A 19,479-nucleotide genomic window follows, 5' to 3' on the forward strand; every position below is an offset into this window, starting at 1 on the left:
GCGCCGGTTCGCGCGGTTATACCCGACATCCACGAACAAATCAAGAATCCGACTGGACATGGAGACCAGATCGATCTATGCTTGACCTTTGCGCTCCCAGACCCACTATGCCTTCATATTGCGGTCGGCTCCTGCGTGCCGGGCTCACCGGCATCCGCACCACGTCTGAGGGGTCAACTCCACCACCACCGACAGTGAACCGGCCCCTCACGGGGCCATGGAGGTCATTTCCTTGGCTGCTGCGCGCAACGCAACCACGCCCACCCCCAAGAACGGACGCGGTGCAAGCCGCCTCTCGTTCGCAAAGGTCGCCGACACCCTCACCGTACCCGATCTGCTCGCCCTCCAGACCGAGAGCTTCGACTGGCTCGTCGGCAACGAGACGTGGCAGGCCCGCGTCGAGGAGGCCATCGAGTCCGGCCGTCAGGACCTGCCCGAGGCCACCGGCCTCGAGGAGATCTTCGAGGAGATCTCGCCCATCGAGGACCTCGGCGAGACCATGCAGCTCTCGTTCTCGAACCCGGAGCTCGAGCCGCCGAAGTACACGATCGACGAGTGCAAGGAGAAGGGCAAGACCTACTCCGCTCCGCTGTACGTCAACGCGGAGTTCATGAACCACCTCACCGGTGAGATCAAGACCCAGACCGTCTTCATGGGCGACTTCCCGCTCATGACCCCCAAGGGCACCTTCGTCATCAACGGCACCGAGCGCGTCGTCGTCTCGCAGCTCGTCCGTTCGCCCGGCGTCTACTTCGAGCGCACGCCCGACAAGACCTCCGACAAGGACATCTACTCGGCGCGCGTCATCCCGAGCCGCGGTGCCTGGCTCGAGTTCGAGGTCGACAAGCGCGACCAGGTCGGCGTCCGCATCGACCGCAAGCGCAAGCAGTCGGTCACCGTCTTCCTGAAGGCCCTGGGCCTGACCTCCGAGGAGATCCTCGAGGAGTTCGCCGGCTACGAGTCGATCGCGATGACCCTCGAGAAGGACAACATCCTCACCAAGGAGGAGGCGCTCAAGGACATCTACCGGAAGCTCCGTCCGGGCGAGCAGGTCGCCGCCGAGGCCGCCCGCGCGCTGCTCGACAACTTCTACTTCAACCCGAAGCGCTACGACCTCGCCAAGGTCGGCCGGTACAAGATCAACAACAAGCTCGGCCTCGAGGCCCCGCTGACCGACTCGGTGCTGACGGTGCAGGACATCGTCGCGACGATCAAGTACCTCGTCGCCCTGCACGAGGACCGCACCGAGCTGCCCGGTCGCCGCGGCGGCAAGGACGTGACCCTGCGCCTGGACGTCGACGACATCGACAACTTCGGCAACCGCCGCATCCGCGCGGTCGGCGAGCTGATCCAGAACCAGGTCCGCACCGGCCTCTCGCGCATGGAGCGCGTCGTCCGCGAGCGCATGACCACGCAGGACATCGAGGCGATCACGCCGCAGACCCTGATCAACGTCCGACCCGTCGTGGCGGCGATCAAGGAGTTCTTCGGCACCTCGCAGCTGTCGCAGTTCATGGACCAGAACAACCCGCTGGCCGGGCTCACGCACAAGCGCCGCCTCTCGGCGCTCGGCCCCGGCGGCCTCTCGCGCGACCGCGCGGGCGTCGAGGTCCGCGACGTCCACCCGTCGCACTACGGCCGCATGTGCCCGATCGAGACGCCGGAAGGCCCGAACATCGGCCTCATCGGCTCGCTCGCGTCGTTCGCCCGCATCAACTCGTTCGGCTTCATCGAGACGCCGTACCGTCGGGTCGAGAACGGCAAGGTCACCGACCAGATCGACTACCTCACCGCGATGGAGGAGAACGACTACGTCGTCGCGCAGGCCAACGCCCCGCTGAAGGCGGACGGCCACTTCGTCGAGGACCGCGTCCTCGCGCGCAAGACCGGCGGCGAGGTCGACCTGATCCCCGCCGACGAGATCGGCTACATGGACGTCTCGCCGCGCCAGATGGTGTCGGTCGCGACCTCGCTCATCCCGTTCCTCGAGCACGACGACGCGAACCGCGCCCTCATGGGTGCGAACATGCAGCGTCAGGCGGTGCCGCTGCTGCGCAGCGACTCGCCGTACGTCGGCACGGGCATGGAGGGCTACGCCGCGGTCGACGCCGGTGACGTCGTCACCGCCGAGAAGGCCGGTGTCGTCACCGAGGTGTCGGCCGACGCCGTCACGCTGCAGCTCGACGAGGGCGGCACGCAGAGCTACTACCTGCGCAAGTTCGACCGCTCCAACCAGGGCACCTCGTACAACAACCGCGTCGTGGTCTCCGCCGGCGAGCGCGTGGAGGCCGGCGAGGTCATCGCCGACGGCCCCGCGACCGACAACGGCGAGCTCGCGCTCGGCAAGAACCTCCTCGTGGCGTTCATGCCGTGGGAGGGCCACAACTTCGAGGACGCGATCATCCTCAGCCAGAACCTGGTGAAGGACGACGTCCTCTCCTCGATCCACATCGAGGAGTACGAGGTCGACGCCCGCGACACCAAGCTCGGCAAGGAGGAGATCACCCGCGACCTGCCGAACGTCAGCCCGGACCTCCTGGCCGACCTCGACGAGCGCGGCATCATCCGCATCGGCGCCGAGGTCCGCCCCGGCGACATCCTCGTCGGCAAGGTCACGCCGAAGGGCGAGACCGAGCTCTCGGCCGAGGAGCGCCTGCTCCGCGCGATCTTCAACGAGAAGAGCCGCGAGGTCCGCGACACCTCGCTGAAGGTGCCGCACGGCGAGCAGGGCACGATCATCGGCGTCAAGGTGTTCGACGCGCAGGACGGCGACGACGAGCTCGGCTCGGGCGTCAACCAGCGCGTGGTCGTCTACATCGCGCAGAAGCGCAAGATCACCGAGGGCGACAAGCTCGCCGGCCGCCACGGCAACAAGGGCGTCATCTCGAAGATCCTGCCGGTCGAGGACATGCCGTTCCTCGCCGACGGCACCCCGGTCGACGTCATCCTGAACCCGCTCGGCATCCCCGGTCGAATGAACTTCGGCCAGGTGCTCGAGACCCACCTCGGCTGGGTCGCCAAGCAGGGCTGGAAGGTCGAGGGCGACCCCGAGTGGGCCAAGCGCCTGCCCGAGGTCGCACGCGAGGCCGAGCCCGGCACCAAGGTCGCCACGCCCGTGTTCGACGGCGCGCTGGAGCAGGAGATCGCGGGTCTGCTCGACTCGACCCTGCCCAACCGCGACGGCGAGCGGCTCATCGACTCCAGCGGCAAGACGCAGCTGTTCGACGGCCGTTCGGGCGAGCCGTTCCCGTACCCCGTCTCGGTCGGCTACATGTACATCCTGAAGCTGCACCACCTGGTCGACGACAAGATCCACGCGCGCTCGACCGGCCCGTACTCGATGATCACCCAGCAGCCGCTGGGCGGGAAGGCGCAGTTCGGCGGTCAGCGATTCGGCGAGATGGAGGTGTGGGCCCTCGAGGCCTACGGCGCCGCGTACGCGCTCCAGGAGCTCCTCACGATCAAGTCCGACGACATCCTCGGCCGCGTCAAGGTGTACGAGGCGATCGTCAAGGGCGAGAACATCCAGGAGCCCGGCATCCCCGAGTCCTTCAAGGTGCTCATGAAGGAGATGCAGTCGCTGTGCCTGAACGTCGAGGTGCTCTCGGCCGACGGCACCGCGGTCAGCCTCCGCGACACCGATGACGAGGCCTTCCGCGCTGCGGAGGAGCTCGGCATCAACATCTCCGCGCGCTTCGAGTCGTCGAACATCGACGAGATCTGATCCGCCAGGCATACGAGAACGACTTCAGGAATCTAGGAGAGAAATTGCTCGACGCAACGACGTTCGATGAGCTCCGTATCGGCCTGGCGACCGCCGAGGACATCCGCAAGTGGTCCTACGGCGAGGTCAAGAAGCCCGAGACCATCAACTACCGCACGCTGAAGCCCGAGAAGGACGGGCTCTTCGGCGAGCAGATCTTCGGACCCAGCCGTGACTGGGAGTGCGCCTGCGGCAAGTACAAGCGCGTCCGCTTCAAGGGCATCGTCTGCGAGCGATGCGGTGTCGAGGTCACCAAGTCCTCGGTCCGCCGCGAGCGGATGGGCCACATCGAGCTGGCCGCGCCCGTGACGCACATCTGGTACTTCAAGGGCGTGCCCTCGCGCCTCGGGTACCTGCTCGACATGGCGCCGAAGGACCTCGAGAAGGTCATCTACTTCGCCGCCTACATGGTGATCGACGTGGACGACGACGGCCGTCACCAGGACATGCCGGGCCTCGAGAACGAGGTCCGCCTCGAGATCAAGGCCATCGGCGACGCCCGCGACGCGCGCATCGCCGAGCTCATGACCCGCAAGGAGGAGGAGCTCGCGGCCCTGGAGGCCGAGGGCGCCAAGGCCGACCAGCGCAAGCGCGCCGAGGCCGCCGCCGACAAGGAGATGGCCGGCGTCCGCAAGTCGGCCGACGAGCAGATCGCGCACCTCGAGCGCGTCTGGGAGGACTTCCGCACGCTGAAGGTCGGCGACCTGAAGCCGGAGGACTCGGTCTTCCAGGAGCTGCAGGACCGCTTCGGCATGTACTTCGAGGCCTACATGGGCGCCGAGGCGATCAAGAAGCGCCTCGAGACCTTCGACCTGGCCGCCGAGGCGCAGGACCTGCACCTGCAGATCGCCGAGGGCAAGGGCCAGAAGAAGATCCGTGCGATCAAGCGGCTCAAGGTCGTCAACTCGTTCCTGCAGACCGGCAACTCGCCGGCCGCGATGGTCCTCGACGTCGTCCCGGTGATCCCGCCGGAGCTGCGTCCGATGGTCCAGCTCGACGGTGGCCGCTTCGCGACCTCCGACCTGAACGACCTCTACCGTCGCGTGATCAACCGCAACAACCGCCTCCGTCGCCTGCTCGACCTCGGCGCGCCCGAGATCATCGTGAACAACGAGAAGCGGATGCTGCAGGAGGCCGTCGACGCGCTGTTCGACAACGGCCGCCGCGGTCGTCCCGTCACGGGTACCGGCAACCGCGCCCTGAAGTCCCTGAGCGACATGCTCAAGGGCAAGCAGGGTCGCTTCCGCCAGAACCTGCTCGGAAAGCGCGTGGACTACTCGGGCCGTTCGGTCATCGTCGTGGGTCCGCAGCTCAAGCTGCACCAGTGCGGCCTGCCCAAGCAGATGGCGCTCGAGCTGTTCAAGCCGTTCGTCATCAAGCGCCTGATCGACCTGAGCCACGCCCAGAACATCAAGGCCGCCAAGCGCATGGTCGAGCGGTCGCGCCCGCAGGTGTGGGACGTGCTCGAGGAGATCATCCGCGAGCGCCCCGTGCTGCTGAACCGCGCGCCCACGCTGCACCGCCTCGGCATCCAGGCCTTCGAGCCGCAGCTGGTCGAGGGCAAGGCCATCCAGCTCCACCCGCTCGTCTGCGCCGCGTTCAACGCGGACTTCGACGGCGACCAGATGGCCGTGCACCTGCCGCTGTCGGTCGAGGCCCAGGCCGAGGCCCGCATCCTGATGCTGGCGTCGAACAACATCCTGAAGCCGTCGGACGGCCGTCCGGTGACCCTGCCCTCGCAGGACATGATCATCGGCCTGCACCACCTGACGACCGAGAAGCCCGGCGCCGCCGGCGAGGGCCGCGCGTTCTCCTCGATCTCCGAGGCCATCCTCGCGTTCGACCAGAACCGCCCGGGCGAGCTCGCGCTCGACCTCGGCGCCACGGTGAAGATCCGCCTCGAGGGTCTCCACTTCGGCGAGGGCCAGGAGCCCGAGGGCTTCGAGTCCGGCCGTCCGTTCCTGCTGGAGACGACCCTCGGTCGCGCCATCTTCAACGAGGCGCTGCCGGAGGACTACCCGTACTTCAACGCGCAGGCGGGCAAGTCGCAGATCTCCGCGATCGTCAACGACCTCGCCGAGCGGTACCCGAAGACCGAGGTCGCCGCGACCCTCGACCGGATCAAGGACGCCGGCTTCCGCTGGGCGACCCGCTCCGGCGTGACCGTCGCGCTCTCCGACGTCGTCGAGCTCCCGCAGAAGCGCGAGATCGTGTCGAAGTACGAGAAGCAGGCCGCGAAGGTCCAGTCGCAGTTCGAGAAGGGCCTCACGACCGACCTCGAGCGTCGTCAGGAGCTCATCCAGATCTGGACCAAGGCGACCGACGAGGTCGCGAAGGCCATGCAGGAGGAGTTCGCGGCGAACCAGGACAACACCATCAACCGGATGGTGACCTCGGGCGCTCGTGGTAACTGGCTGCAGGTGCGCAACATCGCCGGCATGCGAGGCCTCGTGAACAACCCGAAGGGCGAGATCATCCCGCGTCCGATCATCTCCTCGTACCGCGAGGGGCTGTCGGTGGCGGAGTACTTCATCGCGACCCACGGTGCGCGCAAGGGCCTCGCCGACACCGCGCTCCGCACGGCCGACTCGGGCTACCTCACGCGTCGTCTGGTCGACGTCTCGCAGGACGTCATCATCCGCGAGGACGACTGCGGCACGTCGAAGGGCCTCGAGATGCCCATCGCCGCCGTGGACTCGACCGGCTCGCTCGTCCGCGACGCGAACGTCGAGAACTCGGTGTTCGCCCGTTCGCTCGCGACCGACGCGGTCGACGAGAAGGGCGAGGTCGTGGCCGAGGCCGGCAGCGACGTGGGCGACGTGCTCATCGACAAGCTGGTCGCGGCGGGCATCGAGTCGATCAAGGTCCGCTCGGTCCTCACCTGCGAGTCCGCGGTCGGCGTCTGCGCGAAGTGCTACGGCCGTTCGCTCGCGACCGGCAAGCTCGTCGACATCGGCGAGGCCGTGGGCATCATCGCGGCGCAGTCGATCGGCGAGCCCGGCACGCAGCTGACGATGCGTACGTTCCACACCGGTGGTTCGGCGTCGGCCGACGACATCACGCAGGGTCTTCCCCGCGTGCAGGAGCTCTTCGAGGCGCGCACCCCGAAGGGTGCCTCGCCGATCGCCGAGGCCGCCGGCCGCATCACGATCGACGAGACCGAGAAGCAGCGCAAGGTCATCCTCACGCCCGACAACGGCGACGAGCCGATCGCGTACAACGTGCTCAAGCGCTCGACGCTGCTCGTCGAGGACGGCCAGCACGTCGAGCTCGGCCAGCAGATCATCGTCGGCACGGTCGACCCGAAGGAGGTCCTCCGGGTCAAGGGCGTCCGCGAGGTGCAGAAGCACCTCGTGAACGGCGTGCAGGACGTGTACCGCTCGCAGGGCGTGCCGATCCACGACAAGCACATCGAGGTCATCGTCCGCCAGATGCTCCGCAAGGTCACCGTGGTCGACCACGGCGACACGGAGCTGCTGCCGGGCGAGCTCGTCGACCGTTCGCGGTACAACGAGATCAACCGCGGTGCGCTGACCGAGGGCAAGAAGACGGCGTCCGCGCGCCAGGAGGTCATGGGCATCACCAAGGCCTCGCTCGCGACGGAGTCGTGGCTGTCGGCCGCGTCCTTCCAGGAGACGACCCGCGTGCTCACGCAGGCCGCCATGGAGGGCAAGTCCGACCCGCTCGTCGGCCTCAAGGAGAACGTGATCATCGGAAAGCTGATCCCGGCCGGTACCGGCCTCGGCAAGTACCGGAGCGTCTCGGTCGAGGCGACGGAGGAGGCGAAGGCGGAGCGCTACCCGAACCGCATCTTCTCCGACGACGCCTCGTTCAGCGAGGGCGACCTCAGCTTCGTCGACTTCGACTCGTTCTCGAGCGACGACTTCACGCCCGGCAACTACAGCTGATCCCACGCGGGCGGCGCCTCGGCGCCGCCCGCACCCACGACGGGCCCCGGAGCGATCCGGGGCCCGTCGTGCATGGCACGCCACGCGATGGGTGCCGACACTCAGGTCGGGCGGATAGTATCTCGCCGGTCGCCCCCCGACCCCGACCCGCGACCCCGGAGTACTCATGCCCGACGAAGTCCCCGTCTTCCGCCGCCCAGTGACCTGGCTGGTCACCGCAGCGATCGTGCTCGCGGTCACCGTCGTGGCGCTGCTGGTCGTCCTGAACAGCCCGGCGCCCGCGCAGGAGGCGGTGGAGGAGACCGCCTCCCGTCCGTCGCCGACCGTGGACGGCGGCCCCGCGCCGGTCGACCTGCCGGAGCCCGAGCCCGTGCGCGACCCCCGGATCCCCGAGGACTGCGCCGCGATCTACACGTTCGACTGGTCGAGCACCTTCGCGCCGGGGTACGTCCTCAACCCCGCGTGGTCGACGGCCGACGGCGCGCCCGCGCTGTACGGCACGGACGACGCCGCGGCGCTGCCGGTGGCGCAGGAGACCGCGCAGCTCTCGTGCGGCTGGCTGCCGCCCGACACGGGCGACGGGCGCATCGGGCTCGTGACGAGCATCTCGGCCGTCGACGAGGACCAGACGGCGAGCGTCATCGCGGCCTTCCAGGCGGCGGGCATGGAGTGCTACCCCGAGTCGGAGGGCACCCGCTGCATCGCCGAGTGGGAGGGCGCGGCCGGATCGGCGGGCGAGTCGCAGTTCCTCCGCGAGGGCATCTGGATCGCGACGCGCTGGGACGGGCCCGCCGTGAGCGGGTACACGGCCGACATCGCCGCACAGCTCTTCGGCTGATCCCCGGATCCGCGGCCGCAGCCGAACGCGCGAGCAGGACCCCGCCGGGCCGCTCGCCGACGGCGTCGCGGCGACCCGCGCGCCTCACGCCGGGGCGATGCCGCGTTGCTAGAGTGAGCCGCACCACGGGCGGTCGGCGCCGCCCGGAAGGAGCGGACGATGAGCAGCACGCCTCCCGGATCCGAGCCCGGCCGGCACCTCGACGGCGACGACGCGCGCGTGGACGCACCCCCGGCGGCCGAGCCCACGCCCGAGCCCACGACGGACACCGGCGACGTGCTGCACGACGAGCAGGCGAAGGTCGAGCCGACGGCTCCCGACGCCGAGCACGTCGATCGGCTGGAGCCCCCTGAGGCCGAGCCGGCCGCGCCGGAGGGCCCGGTCGAGGAGGCGGTGTTCACCGGCACGACGGAGGACCAGCACCCCGACGAGGCGTCGTCGGTCGAGACGGATCCGGAGCCGCCGCGCTCCGAGCTCGACGCCGCCGTCGAGCGCGCCCGTACGGACCACCCGCCGGCCGACGAGACCGCGGTCGTCGTCGTGGACGAGCCGGAGCGGCACGAGGACGCACCCGCCGTCGCCGGTGGCGCCGGTGCCGGTGCGGTCGCCGCGGCGAGCGCTCCCGAGGCGCCCAGCCCGCCCGCGCCCCAGACGGTCTACGTCCAGGCGCCGCCGGCACCGCGCGAGCGCGGGAACCGGGGCTTCGGCATCCTGGTGGGGCTCATCGCCACGGTCGGCTTCGCGCTGCTCTACGCCGGCGTGTCCTACCTCGTGATCCTCGGCCAGAACGGCGCGGTCGACGCCGGCCGGATCCTCGGGCAGTTCGTGGTGCAGTTCGTGTTCTGGCTCCCCGTCGTGTTCTTCTTCCTGGCCTTCGCGCTGCTCGCCGCGATCCTCAACCGGTCCGCGTGGTGGACCTGGGCGGTGTTCGGCCTGGCGGTCGGGGTCGTGGTCTACTTCGCCTACATCGCCGGGGCGCTGCTCACGGTCAACGCCTGGACCATGACGCCGCAGCAGGCCGGCGACTTCATCAGGGACCGCTGGCTCGACCCCTACGCGATCATCGCGGCCGTCGTCGCCCGGGAGCTCCCGATCTGGTTCGGCGGCTGGATCGCCGCGCACGGGCGGACGGTCACCGACCGCAACATCCGCGAGCGCGAGGAGTACGACCGGCGCATCGCCGCGGGCCCGCAGCCCGTCTCCACCGCGCGCTGACGCGGCGGAGGCCGTCGGGCGGCGCCGCCGGCGGGAGCGTAGGCTCGGAGGATGGCGTCGGGATCGTCCTCCGCATGGGCCGTCGCGGGGCTCGGGGCCGCACTCGACCTCGCGCTCATCGTCGCGACGTTCGGCTTCCTCAGCCTCCTGGCGGACCTCGAGCCCATCGCCGATCCGGCCGCGGGCCGGCTGGTCGGCCCGATCACGGTCGGCGTCGCCGTCGGCTCGCTCCTGGTCCTGCTCGGCGTGGGCCTCGCGCGCGGTGCGCGCACCGGAGCGCTCGCGGGCCTGGCACTCCTCGTCACCTGGGCCTCGGGCGTGGTCGCGGCGACGCTCGCGTACGGCGCGGCCACGGGGACGATCCTCGCGGCGCTCCTCTTCGCCCTCGGCTTCATGACCGTCGGCTTCGGGGCGATCATCCCGATCTCCTCCGCGCTCGTCGCGGTGCTCGCCGGCGCGACGGTCGGCGCGCAGCGGGGCGGGATCGAACGGCCCAGGTGGCCGTGGGAGCGCGACGACGAGTGATCGCGGGCAGCGGGGGACATCCGTCGCGCCATCGGCGGGACCGACCGCTGCGGCAGTAGGGTGAAGCGCGTGGAGGGATCGGTCGAGGCCCGCGTGAGCCACGAGGTCGACCGCTGGCTCGCCTGGCTGCCTCGATGGCGCCCGGGGACCCATCGCGGTCGGGTGCGCCTGTGCACGCGCTGCTTCGGCTCGCCGATCCTCGCCGCCGCCGGACTCGACGTGGACGTGCCGCACCCGGTGCAGCACGCGTTCTCGATGCGCATGAAGGGCATCATCGACGCCGCCGTCGACGACTACACCGCCCGGAACCTGCCCATGCTGCACCGCGAGATCCGGCTCGCCGAGGAGCGCAAGGCGCGTCGCCCGTACCGGGCCGGCGAGGGGCTCGACCCGGAGTACCGAGGGCTCGAGCTCGATCCCGACCCGACCCCGGGCGAGCCGTTCCTGTTCACCCTCCAGGGCCTCGAGGCGGATGCCGCGGCCGACTCGTCGGAGCCGGCGCCGCGGCCGTTCACGCCGGAGGAGAAGGAGGCGCTCCGCGAGGAGGTGCGCCTCGCCGACGACTTCGCCAAGCAGCTGGGCCGACGCATCTGCGCGGAACTGGCGCGGCACCGCCAGCGCATCGGCAACGCCATCGAGCGCCTCGTGGAGCCCCAGGTCGCCGAGATGCTGGCCGACCTCGAGCGGGAGCTCGACGCGCCCGGCTGGGCCGGCTGAGCGTTCGCCGACGGCGTTCGCGGACATTTGACCGCATCGTGACGCCGCATTACCATGAATCGGGTGTGCGCGTTGCCGCGCGCTCGTGTCGCGCCTCGGATCCGGACGGGTCCGGGGGCGGGACGGGTTCTCACAGGGCGCACACCAGGGCGCCGGCCGGACGGCCGGACCGCCCCCACGGCATACCCACCACTGAAAGGCAGCGCCGCTCGGCGGTGCCGGTGGGTCGTGATGTGAAATCCATCAACGCTGTCACCGTGCAGCACAACAAGGAGAAGCAGTGCCAACCATTCAGCAGTTGGTCCGCAAGGGTCGCTCGCCCAAGGTCACCAAGACCAAGGCGCCCGCCCTGAAGGCCAACCCCCAGCAGCGCGGCGTGTGCACGCGTGTGTACACCACCACCCCCAAGAAGCCGAACTCGGCGCTCCGCAAGGTCGCCCGTGTGAAGCTCTCGAACGGCACCGAGGTGACCGCCTACATCCCGGGCGAGGGCCACAACCTGCAGGAGCACTCGATGGTGCTCGTCCGCGGCGGTCGTGTGAAGGACCTCCCCGGCGTGCGCTACAAGATCATCCGCGGCGCGCTCGACACGCAGGCCGTGAAGAACCGCAAGCAGGCTCGTAGCCGCTACGGCGCGAAGATGGAGAAGAAGTAATGCCTCGCAAGGGTCCCGCTCCGAAGCGCCCCGTCGTCGCCGACCCGGTCTACGGTTCGCCGGTCGTCAGCCAGCTCGTCAACAAGATCCTCGTCGACGGCAAGAAGGACCTCGCGCAGCGCATCGTCTACGAGGCGCTCGAGAACGTCGCGAACAAGTCCGGCCAGGACGCCGTCGCGGTCCTGAAGAAGGCCCTCGACAACGTGCGCCCGACCCTCGAGGTCCGGTCGCGCCGCGTCGGCGGCTCGACCTACCAGGTCCCCGTCGAGGTCAAGCCGCACCGTGCGAACACCCTGGCGCTGCGCTGGCTCACCAGCTACGCCAAGGCCCGCCGCGAGAAGACCATGACCGAGCGTCTCACCAACGAGATCCTCGACGCCTCGAACGGCCTCGGTGCCGCGGTCAAGCGCCGCGAGGACACGCACAAGATGGCCGAGTCGAACCGCGCCTTCGCCCACTACCGCTGGTAATGGGCCGAGCGGATGCCGCGGGCCGAAGCGCTCGCGCCGGCACGCGGCATCCGCTCCCCACCACCCCTTCCGTTCCCGACTATCCGGAGGAACCCCGTGGCACTTGACGTGCTCACCGACCTGAGCAAGGTCCGCAACATCGGCATCATGGCCCACATCGATGCCGGCAAGACCACCACCACCGAGCGCATCCTGTTCTACACGGGCGTCAACCACAAGATCGGCGAGACCCACGACGGCGCCTCGACGACCGACTGGATGGAGCAGGAGAAGGAGCGCGGCATCACGATCACGTCCGCCGCGGTCACCTGCTTCTGGAACAAGAACCAGATCAACATCATCGACACGCCCGGCCACGTGGACTTCACCGTCGAGGTGGAGCGGTCGCTGCGCGTGCTCGACGGCGCGGTCGCCGTCTTCGACGGCAAGGAGGGCGTCGAGCCCCAGTCCGAGACCGTGTGGCGCCAGGCCGACAAGTACAACGTCCCGCGCATCTGCTTCGTCAACAAGATGGACAAGCTCGGTGCGGACTTCTACTTCACCGTCGACACGATCATCAAGCGCCTCGGCGCGAAGCCGCTCGTGCTCCAGCTGCCGATCGGCTCCGAGTCGAACTTCGAGGGTGTCGTCGACCTGGTCGAGATGCGCGCCCTCACGTGGCGCGGCGACGCCAAGGGCGACGTGCAGATGGGCGCCAAGTACGAGATCGAGGAGATCCCGGCCGACCTCGCGGAGAAGGCCGAGCAGTACCGCGCCCAGCTCCTCGAGACCGTCGCGGAGACCGACGACGAGCTGCTCGAGAAGTACTTCGGCGGTGAGGAGCTCACGGTCGCCGAGATCAAGGGCGCCATCCGCAAGCTCACCGTCAACTCCGAGATCTACCCGGTGCTCTGCGGCTCCGCGTTCAAGAACCGCGGCGTGCAGCCGATGCTCGACGCGGTCATCGACTACCTCCCGTCGCCGCTCGACGTGCCGCCCGTGCAGGGTCACGACGTGCGCGACGAGGAGAAGGTCATCGAGCGCCACGCCGACGCGACCGAGCCGTTCTCGGCCCTCGCGTTCAAGGTCGCGGTCCACCCGTTCTTCGGTCGCCTCACCTACGTGCGCGTGTACTCGGGTCGCCTCGACTCCGGTGCCCAGGTCATCAACTCGACCAAGGGCAAGAAGGAGCGCATCGGGAAGATCTTCCAGATGCACGCCAACAAGGAGAACCCGGTCGACTCGGTGACGGCGGGCAACATCTACGCCGTCATCGGCCTGAAGGACACGACGACCGGCGACACCCTGTGCGACCCGGACAACCAGGTCGTGCTCGAGTCGATGACCTTCCCGGACCCGGTGATCGAGGTCGCCATCGAGCCGAAGACGAAGGCCGACCAGGAGAAGCTCGGCACGGCCATCCAGAAGCTGGCCGAGGAGGACCCGACCTTCCGCACCGAGCTCAACCCCGAGACCGGCCAGACGGTCATCAAGGGCATGGGCGAGCTGCACCTCGACATCCTCGTGGACCGCATGAAGCGCGAGTTCAAGGTCGAGGCGAACGTCGGCAAGCCGCAGGTCGCGTACCGCGAGACGCTGCGCCGCGCGGTCGAGCGCCACGACTACACCCACAAGAAGCAGACGGGTGGCTCGGGCCAGTTCGCGAAGATCCAGTTCAAGCTCGAGCCGCTCGAGGTCGAGGGCGACAAGACCTACGAGTTCGTCAACGCCGTCACGGGTGGCCGCGTCCCGCGCGAGTACATCCCGTCGGTGGACGCGGGCTTCCAGGACGCGATGCAGGTCGGCATCCTGGCCGGCTTCCCGATGGTCGGCGTCAAGGCGACCCTCATGGACGGCCAGGCCCACGACGTCGACTCCTCGGAGATGGCGTTCAAGATCGCCGGTTCGATGGGCTTCAAGGAGGCCGCTCGGAAGGCGAACCCCGTCCTGCTCGAGCCGCTGATGTCCGTCGAGGTCCGTACTCCCGAGGAGTACATGGGCGACGTCATCGGCGACCTGAACTCGCGCCGCGGCCAGATCCAGTCCATGGAGGATGCCGCCGGCGTGAAGGTCGTGCGTGCGCACGTCCCGCTCTCGGAGATGTTCGGCTACATCGGCGACCTGCGGTCCAAGACCTCGGGCCGCGCGGTGTACTCGATGGAGTTCGAGAGCTATGCGGAGGTCCCGAAGGCCGTTGCCGAGGAGATCGTCCAGAAGAACAAGGGCGAATAGCGCCCGAACGCACGGACCGACAGGTTCGCGTAACATAACAACACAACCCCCCGTAGCACACCGGTCGCAATCCGGCGCCCGGTGCTGCTACACGGATCCTGAGGAGGACCCACAGTGGCTAAGGCCAAGTTCGAGCGGACCAAGCCGCACGTCAACATCGGGACGATCGGTCACGTCGACCACGGCAAGACGACGCTCACCGCCGCGATCTCGAAGGTGCTCGCCGAGAAGTACCCGTCGGACGTCAACGTCCTGCGCGACTTCGCGTCGATCGACTCGGCTCCCGAGGAGCGCCAGCGCGGCATCACGATCAACATCTCGCACGTCGAGTACGAGACGCCGAAGCGTCACTACGCGCACGTCGACGCCCCGGGTCACGCCGACTACATCAAGAACATGATCACCGGTGCCGCCCAGATGGACGGCGCGATCCTGGTGGTCGCCGCGACCGACGGCCCCATGGCGCAGACGCGCGAGCACGTCCTGCTCGCCAAGCAGGTCGGCGTGCCGTACCTGCTCGTCGCGCTGAACAAGGCCGACATGGTCGACGACGAGGAGATCCTGGAGCTCGTCGAGCTCGAGGTCTCGGAGCTGCTCGCCAGCCAGGGCTTCGCCGAGGACGCGCCGGTCGTGCGCGTCTCGGGCCTCAAGGCGCTCGAGGGCGACGAGAAGTGGGTCCAGTCGATCCTCGACCTCATGGACGCCGTGGACAACAACATCCCCGACCCGGTGCGTGACAAGGACAAGCCGTTCCTCATGCCCATCGAGGACGTCTTCACCATCACCGGCCGTGGAACGGTCGTCACGGGTCGCGCCGAGCGCGGCACGCTGAAGATCAACTCCGAGGTCGAGATCGTCGGCATCCGCCCGACGCAGAAGACCACGGTCACGGGCATCGAGATGTTCCACAAGCAGCTCGACGAGGCCTGGGCCGGCGAGAACTGCGGCCTGCTCCTCCGCGGCACCAAGCGCGAGGACGTCGAGCGCGGCCAGGTCGTCGTGGCCCCCGGCTCGGTCACCCCGCACACGGAGTTCGAGGGCACCGCGTACATCCTGTCGAAGGACGAGGGTGGCCGCCACAACCCGTTCTACGCGAACTACCGTCCGCAGTTCTACTTCCGCACCACCGACGTCACCGGCGTCATCACGCTGCCCGAGGGCACCGAGATGGTCATGCCCGGCGACACCACCGACATGACGGTCGAGCTCATCCAGCCGATCGCCATGGAGGAGGGCCTCGGCTTCGCCATCCGCGAGGGTGGCCGCACGGTCGGCGCCGGTACCGTCACGAAGATCGTCAAGTAGTCTTCGCGATCGCGACCTGTGAGGGGTCGGGCCTTCGGGCCCGGCCCCTTCGTCGTCCCCACGAGCTCCGCGGTCAGGGCACGTCGGTGCCGTCGATCGCGGTGTCGACGTCGATCGCGCCCTCGACCGATCGGCCGACGGTGCACGCGCGGTCGATGGCCTTGGCCATGATCTGGACCAGCGTGTCGCGGTCGTGCGGTTCGAGGCCGGAGAGGTCGACGATCACCTCCTCGGCGATCTGCCGGTAGCGGTTCGACTCCTCGTCGGATCGCCCGTGCGCCCAGATGGTCATCGCGAAGTCGTCCCCGAGGCGACGCGCCGCGACCCGGTCGGTGCTCAACCCGACGCAGCCGGCCAGCGCGAGCTTCAGGAGCTCTCCGGGGGTGAAGTGCTCGCCCTCCATCTCGGCGCCGCCGATCGCGACGGTCGCACCGCGCTCGTTGAGGCCCTCGTAGCGTCGCGGCGCGATGCGGGTGGCCGAGACGCTGCCCGGTCCGATCCGCTCGCTCACGGCGTGGGCTCGTTCGGTCGTGTCGTCGGTCATGGCGGTCCTCCCGTGGGGCTGATGGCTCGATTCCACCACGACGCGAGGCGCACCGGAATCGCCTTGACTGGGAGGATGCGGTGAGCCTGCTCGGCGCGACACGCCCGGGTTGCACCGACCCGATGCAGTATGGCAAACTCTTTGAGTTCAACATTTCGAACGGCGTGCCGTGGTGCGCGCCGATCGGATCACTGCCAGGCAGTGCATAGCCACCGGAACTCCTCGGAGGACCACGGGTCAGGCTAGGCCGCGGGCAGCAGGACACGACAACCGACACCCTTGATCCGAGCATGGCGTCCGCCTGCGTGCAGAAGCCCATGCCCGTTTCCGCGAGTGCGACACGCCCGAGCGCGGGGGTCGGTTGGGGCTCGAAGGTCGAGCGTGTCGAGGTCACCGCGCCGCGGGGTGGTTTCGACAGGCTCGATCACCGGCCTTTGACAGAAGAACAGTGGTGCTTCACACGAAGCGACTACGCGGCGTCCGATGCCCTCGGAAGGGGTAAGACGCCTTGACAGAGAGAGAGTCAGCAATGGCGGGACAGAAGATCCGCATTCGACTGAAGTCGTATGACCACGAGGTCATCGACAGCTCGGCGCGCAAGATCGTCGACACGGTGACCCGCGCGGGCGCCACGGTCGTCGGCCCCGTGCCGCTTCCGACCGAGAAGAACGTGATCGCCGTGATCCGTTCGCCCCACAAGTACAAGGACAGCCGCGAGCACTTCGAGATGCGCACCCACAAGCGCCTGATCGACATCGTGGACCCGACGCCCAAGGCCGTCGACTCGCTCATGCGTCTCGACCTTCCGGCCGACGTCAACATCGAGATCAAGCTCTGAGGTACGACATGTCCACCACTGCCAAGAACGTGAAGGGCCTGCTCGGCACCAAGCTCGGCATGACCCAGGTGTGGGACGAGAACAACAAGCTCATCCCGGTCACCGTCATCGAGATCGCCCCCAACGTGGTCACCCAGCTCCGCACCCCGGAGCGCGACGGCTACTCGGCCGTCCAGATCGCCGCCGGCGGCATCGACCCGCGCAAGGTCACCAAGCCGCTCACCGGCCACTTCGAGGCTGCCGGCGTCACGCCGCGCCGCCACGTCACCGAGGTGCGCACCGCCGACGCCGCGGACTACGCGCTCGGCCAGGAGCTCACCGTCGACGGCACCTTCGAGGCCGGCCAGCTGGTCGACGTCGTCGGGACGTCGAAGGGCAAGGGCTTCGCCGGTGTCATGAAGCGCCACAACTTCGCGGGCGTCTCCGCCTCGCACGGTGCGCACCGCAACCACCGCAAGCCCGGTTCGATCGGCGCCTCGTCGACCCCGAGCCGTGTCTTCAAGGGCATGCGCATGGCCGGCCGCATGGGTGGCGAGCGCGTCACCGTCCTGAACCTCCGCGTGCACGCCGTCGACGCCGAGAAGGGCCTGCTGCTCGTCAAGGGCGCGGTTCCCGGTGCTCGCGGCCGTCTCGTGTTCGTCCGCAACGCTGTGAAGGGGGCGTAGTCCATGGCTACCGCCAACACCATCGACGTCCTCGACGTCACCGGCAAGAAGTCCGGCTCGATCGAGCTGCCCGCCGAGCTCTTCGACGTGCAGACGAACGTGCCGCTGATCCACCAGGTCGTCGTCGCCCAGCTCGCCGCTGCGCGCCAGGGCACGCACAAGACCAAGCGTCGCGGCGAGGTCTCCGGCGCCGGCCGCAAGCCCTTCAAGCAGAAGGGCACGGGCCGCGCCCGCCAGGGCTCGATCCGCGCGCCGCACATGACCGGCGGTGGCGTCGTCCACGGCCCGCAGCCGCGCGACTACTCGCAGCGCACCCCCAAGAAGATGATCGCCGCGGCCCTGCTCGGCGCCCTCTCGGACCGCGCCCGCGGCGGCCGCCTCCACGCGGTCACCTCGCTCGCGAACGGCGACGCCCCGAAGACCAAGGACGCCGTCAAGCTCCTCGGCTCGCTCGCGGCCTCGAAGCACCAGCTCGTCGTGCTCACCCGCGAGGACGAGCTCTCGGAGCGGGTCGTGCGCAACATCCCGACCGTGCACGTGCTGCCGGTCGACCAGCTGAACGCTTACGACGTGCTCGTCGCCGACGACATCGTCTTCAGCCAGGCCGCGCTCGAGGCGTTCATCGCCGCGAAGCAGGCCAAGAAGGAAGAGGTCTCCGCATGAGCGCCGCCCACAACAAGGACCCCCGCGACATCATCATCGCGCCGGTGGTCTCGGAGAAGAGCTACAACCTGATCGACGAGGGCAAGTACACGTTCACCGTGGACCCCCGCGCGAACAAGACCGAGATCAAGCTCGCCATCGAGAAGATCTTCAACGTCAAGGTCGCCTCGATCAACACCCTCAACCGTCAGGGCAAGACGCGTCGCACGCGCTTCGGCACCGGCAAGCGCAAGGACACCAAGCGCGCGATCGTCACCCTCAAGTCCGGCTCGATCGACATCTTCACGGCTGTCGGCTAAGGAGCAGAGGAAACCCACCATGGCTATTCGCAAGTACAAGCCCACGACCCCGGGTCGTCGCGGTTCGTCGGTCGCCGACTTCGCAGAGGTCACGCGCTCGACGCCCGAGAAGTCGCTGCTCCGCCCGCTCTCGAAGAGCGGCGGCCGCAACAACCAGGGCCGCATCACCACCCGCCACGTCGGCGGCGGCCACAAGCGCCAGTACCGCGTCATCGACTTCCGTCGCAACGACAAGGACGGCGTGCCCGCCAAGGTCGCGCACATCGAGTACGACCCGAACCGCACCGCGCGCATCGCGCTGCTGCACTTCGTGGACGGCACCAAGCGCTACATCATCGCCCCCGACAAGCTCAAGCAGGGCGACCGGATCGAGTCGGGCCCCGGCGCCGACATCAAGCCGGGCAACAACCTGCCGCTGCGCAACATCCCGACCGGTACGGTCATCCACGCCATCGAGCTCCGCCCCGGCGGCGGCGCGAAGATGGCCCGCTCGGCCGGCGCCTCCGTGCGCCTCGTGGCGAAGGACGGCCCCTACGCGCAGCTGCGCCTGCCCTCGGGTGAGATCCGCAACGTCGACGCGCGCTGCCGCGCGACCGTCGGCGAGGTCGGCAACGCCGAGCAGTCGAACATCAACTGGGGCAAGGCCGGCCGCAAGCGCTGGAAGGGCGTGCGCCCGACCGTCCGCGGTGTCGCGATGAACCCGATCGACCACCCGCACGGTGGTGGTGAGGGCAAGACCTCCGGTGGTCGTCACCCGGTGAGCCCCTGGGGCCAGCCCGAGGGTCGCACCCGTCGCCCCAACAAGGAGAGCGACAAGCTCATCGTCCGCCGCCGTACCGCCGGCAAGAAGCGCAAGTAGGAGT

At 68.9% G+C, this 19,479-nt stretch carries 16 protein-coding genes; 15 read left to right on the forward strand and 1 reads right to left on the reverse strand.

All coding sequences use genetic code 11. From position 1 onward, the window contains the following. Positions 1–232: 232 nt before the first annotated feature. The 10 genes from rpoB (at position 233) to tuf (ending at position 15,607) form a co-directional block, all read left to right on the forward strand. Positions 233–3,724, forward strand: a complete 3,492-nt coding sequence (gene rpoB, locus ABME01_RS02185) for a DNA-directed RNA polymerase subunit beta (protein ID WP_353826723.1) — start codon at positions 233–235, stop codon at positions 3,722–3,724. A 44-nt stretch (positions 3,725–3,768) separates the two neighbouring features. After that, positions 3,769–7,671 (forward strand): DNA-directed RNA polymerase subunit beta', encoded by a 3,903-nt coding sequence (gene rpoC, locus ABME01_RS02190; RefSeq protein WP_353826724.1) that lies wholly within the window; start codon positions 3,769–3,771, stop codon positions 7,669–7,671. Positions 7,672–7,837: 166 nt separating this feature from the next. Further along, entirely contained in the window at positions 7,838–8,509 is a 672-nt protein-coding gene (locus ABME01_RS02195) for a hypothetical protein (RefSeq protein ID WP_353826725.1), read from the forward strand. Positions 8,510–8,668: 159 nt separating this feature from the next. Further along, positions 8,669–9,724, forward strand: coding sequence for a hypothetical protein (locus ABME01_RS02200; protein ID WP_353826726.1), 1,056 nt, complete (start codon positions 8,669–8,671; stop codon positions 9,722–9,724). A 51-nt stretch (positions 9,725–9,775) separates the two neighbouring features. After that, positions 9,776–10,249: a DUF6121 family protein gene (locus tag ABME01_RS02205; protein ID WP_353826727.1), complete on the forward strand. Its 474-nt coding sequence runs from the start codon at positions 9,776–9,778 to the stop codon at positions 10,247–10,249. Between the two features lie 69 nt (positions 10,250–10,318). Further along, the gene (locus ABME01_RS02210; RefSeq protein WP_353826728.1) at positions 10,319–10,966 is read left to right on the forward strand and encodes a spermidine/putrescine ABC transporter substrate-binding protein; all 648 of its coding nucleotides are present in this window, start codon (positions 10,319–10,321) and stop codon (positions 10,964–10,966) included. A 280-nt stretch (positions 10,967–11,246) separates the two neighbouring features. Beyond that, positions 11,247–11,621 carry a 30S ribosomal protein S12 gene (gene rpsL, locus ABME01_RS02215; RefSeq protein WP_022889720.1) on the forward strand — a complete coding sequence of 125 codons (375 nt, stop codon included), beginning with the start codon at positions 11,247–11,249 and terminating at the stop codon, positions 11,619–11,621. Further along, entirely contained in the window at positions 11,621–12,091 is a 471-nt protein-coding gene (gene rpsG, locus ABME01_RS02220; RefSeq protein WP_067948599.1) for a 30S ribosomal protein S7, read from the forward strand. Before rpsL ends, rpsG begins: the two co-directional genes overlap by 1 nt. Positions 12,092–12,187: 96 nt before the next feature. Further along, a complete protein-coding gene (gene fusA, locus ABME01_RS02225; protein ID WP_353826729.1) occupies positions 12,188–14,302 on the forward strand; it encodes an elongation factor G in 2,115 nt (704 codons plus the stop codon). Positions 14,303–14,416: 114 nt separating this feature from the next. Further along, a complete protein-coding gene (tuf, locus tag ABME01_RS02230) occupies positions 14,417–15,607 on the forward strand; it encodes an elongation factor Tu (RefSeq protein WP_353826730.1) in 1,191 nt (396 codons plus the stop codon). A 73-nt stretch (positions 15,608–15,680) separates the two neighbouring features. Here tuf and ABME01_RS02235 read toward each other — a convergent pair whose 3' ends face one another. Beyond that, positions 15,681–16,151: an OsmC family protein gene (locus ABME01_RS02235; RefSeq protein ID WP_353826731.1), complete on the reverse strand. Its 471-nt coding sequence runs from the start codon at positions 16,149–16,151 to the stop codon at positions 15,681–15,683. 529 nt (positions 16,152–16,680) lie between these two features. Here ABME01_RS02235 and rpsJ point away from each other — a divergent pair. Genes rpsJ through rplB form a run of 5 tightly spaced genes read left to right on the forward strand, consistent with a single transcriptional unit; the run spans position 16,681 to position 19,475 of the window. After that, positions 16,681–16,989 carry a 30S ribosomal protein S10 gene (gene rpsJ / locus ABME01_RS02240; RefSeq protein ID WP_106816553.1) on the forward strand — a complete coding sequence of 103 codons (309 nt, stop codon included), beginning with the start codon at positions 16,681–16,683 and terminating at the stop codon, positions 16,987–16,989. Positions 16,990–16,997: 8 nt separating this feature from the next. After that, complete coding sequence (rplC, locus tag ABME01_RS02245) at positions 16,998–17,654, forward strand: 50S ribosomal protein L3 (protein ID WP_353826732.1); 657 nt, start codon at positions 16,998–17,000, stop codon at positions 17,652–17,654. 3 nt (positions 17,655–17,657) lie between these two features. Next, positions 17,658–18,317 carry a 50S ribosomal protein L4 gene (gene rplD / locus ABME01_RS02250; protein WP_353826733.1) on the forward strand — a complete coding sequence of 220 codons (660 nt, stop codon included), beginning with the start codon at positions 17,658–17,660 and terminating at the stop codon, positions 18,315–18,317. Continuing rightward, on the forward strand, positions 18,314–18,616 hold the full coding sequence (gene rplW / locus ABME01_RS02255) for a 50S ribosomal protein L23 (protein ID WP_353826734.1): 303 nt from the start codon (positions 18,314–18,316) through the stop codon (positions 18,614–18,616). Before rplD ends, rplW begins: the two co-directional genes overlap by 4 nt. Before the next feature lie 19 nt (positions 18,617–18,635). Beyond that, positions 18,636–19,475, forward strand: coding sequence for a 50S ribosomal protein L2 (gene rplB / locus ABME01_RS02260; protein WP_353826735.1), 840 nt, complete (start codon positions 18,636–18,638; stop codon positions 19,473–19,475). The last annotated feature ends 4 nt before the right edge of the window (positions 19,476–19,479 follow it).

Origin of the sequence: Agromyces litoreus (genome assembly GCF_040496015.1) — a bacterium.
Classification (GTDB): Bacteria; Actinomycetota; Actinomycetes; order Actinomycetales; family Microbacteriaceae; genus Agromyces; species Agromyces litoreus.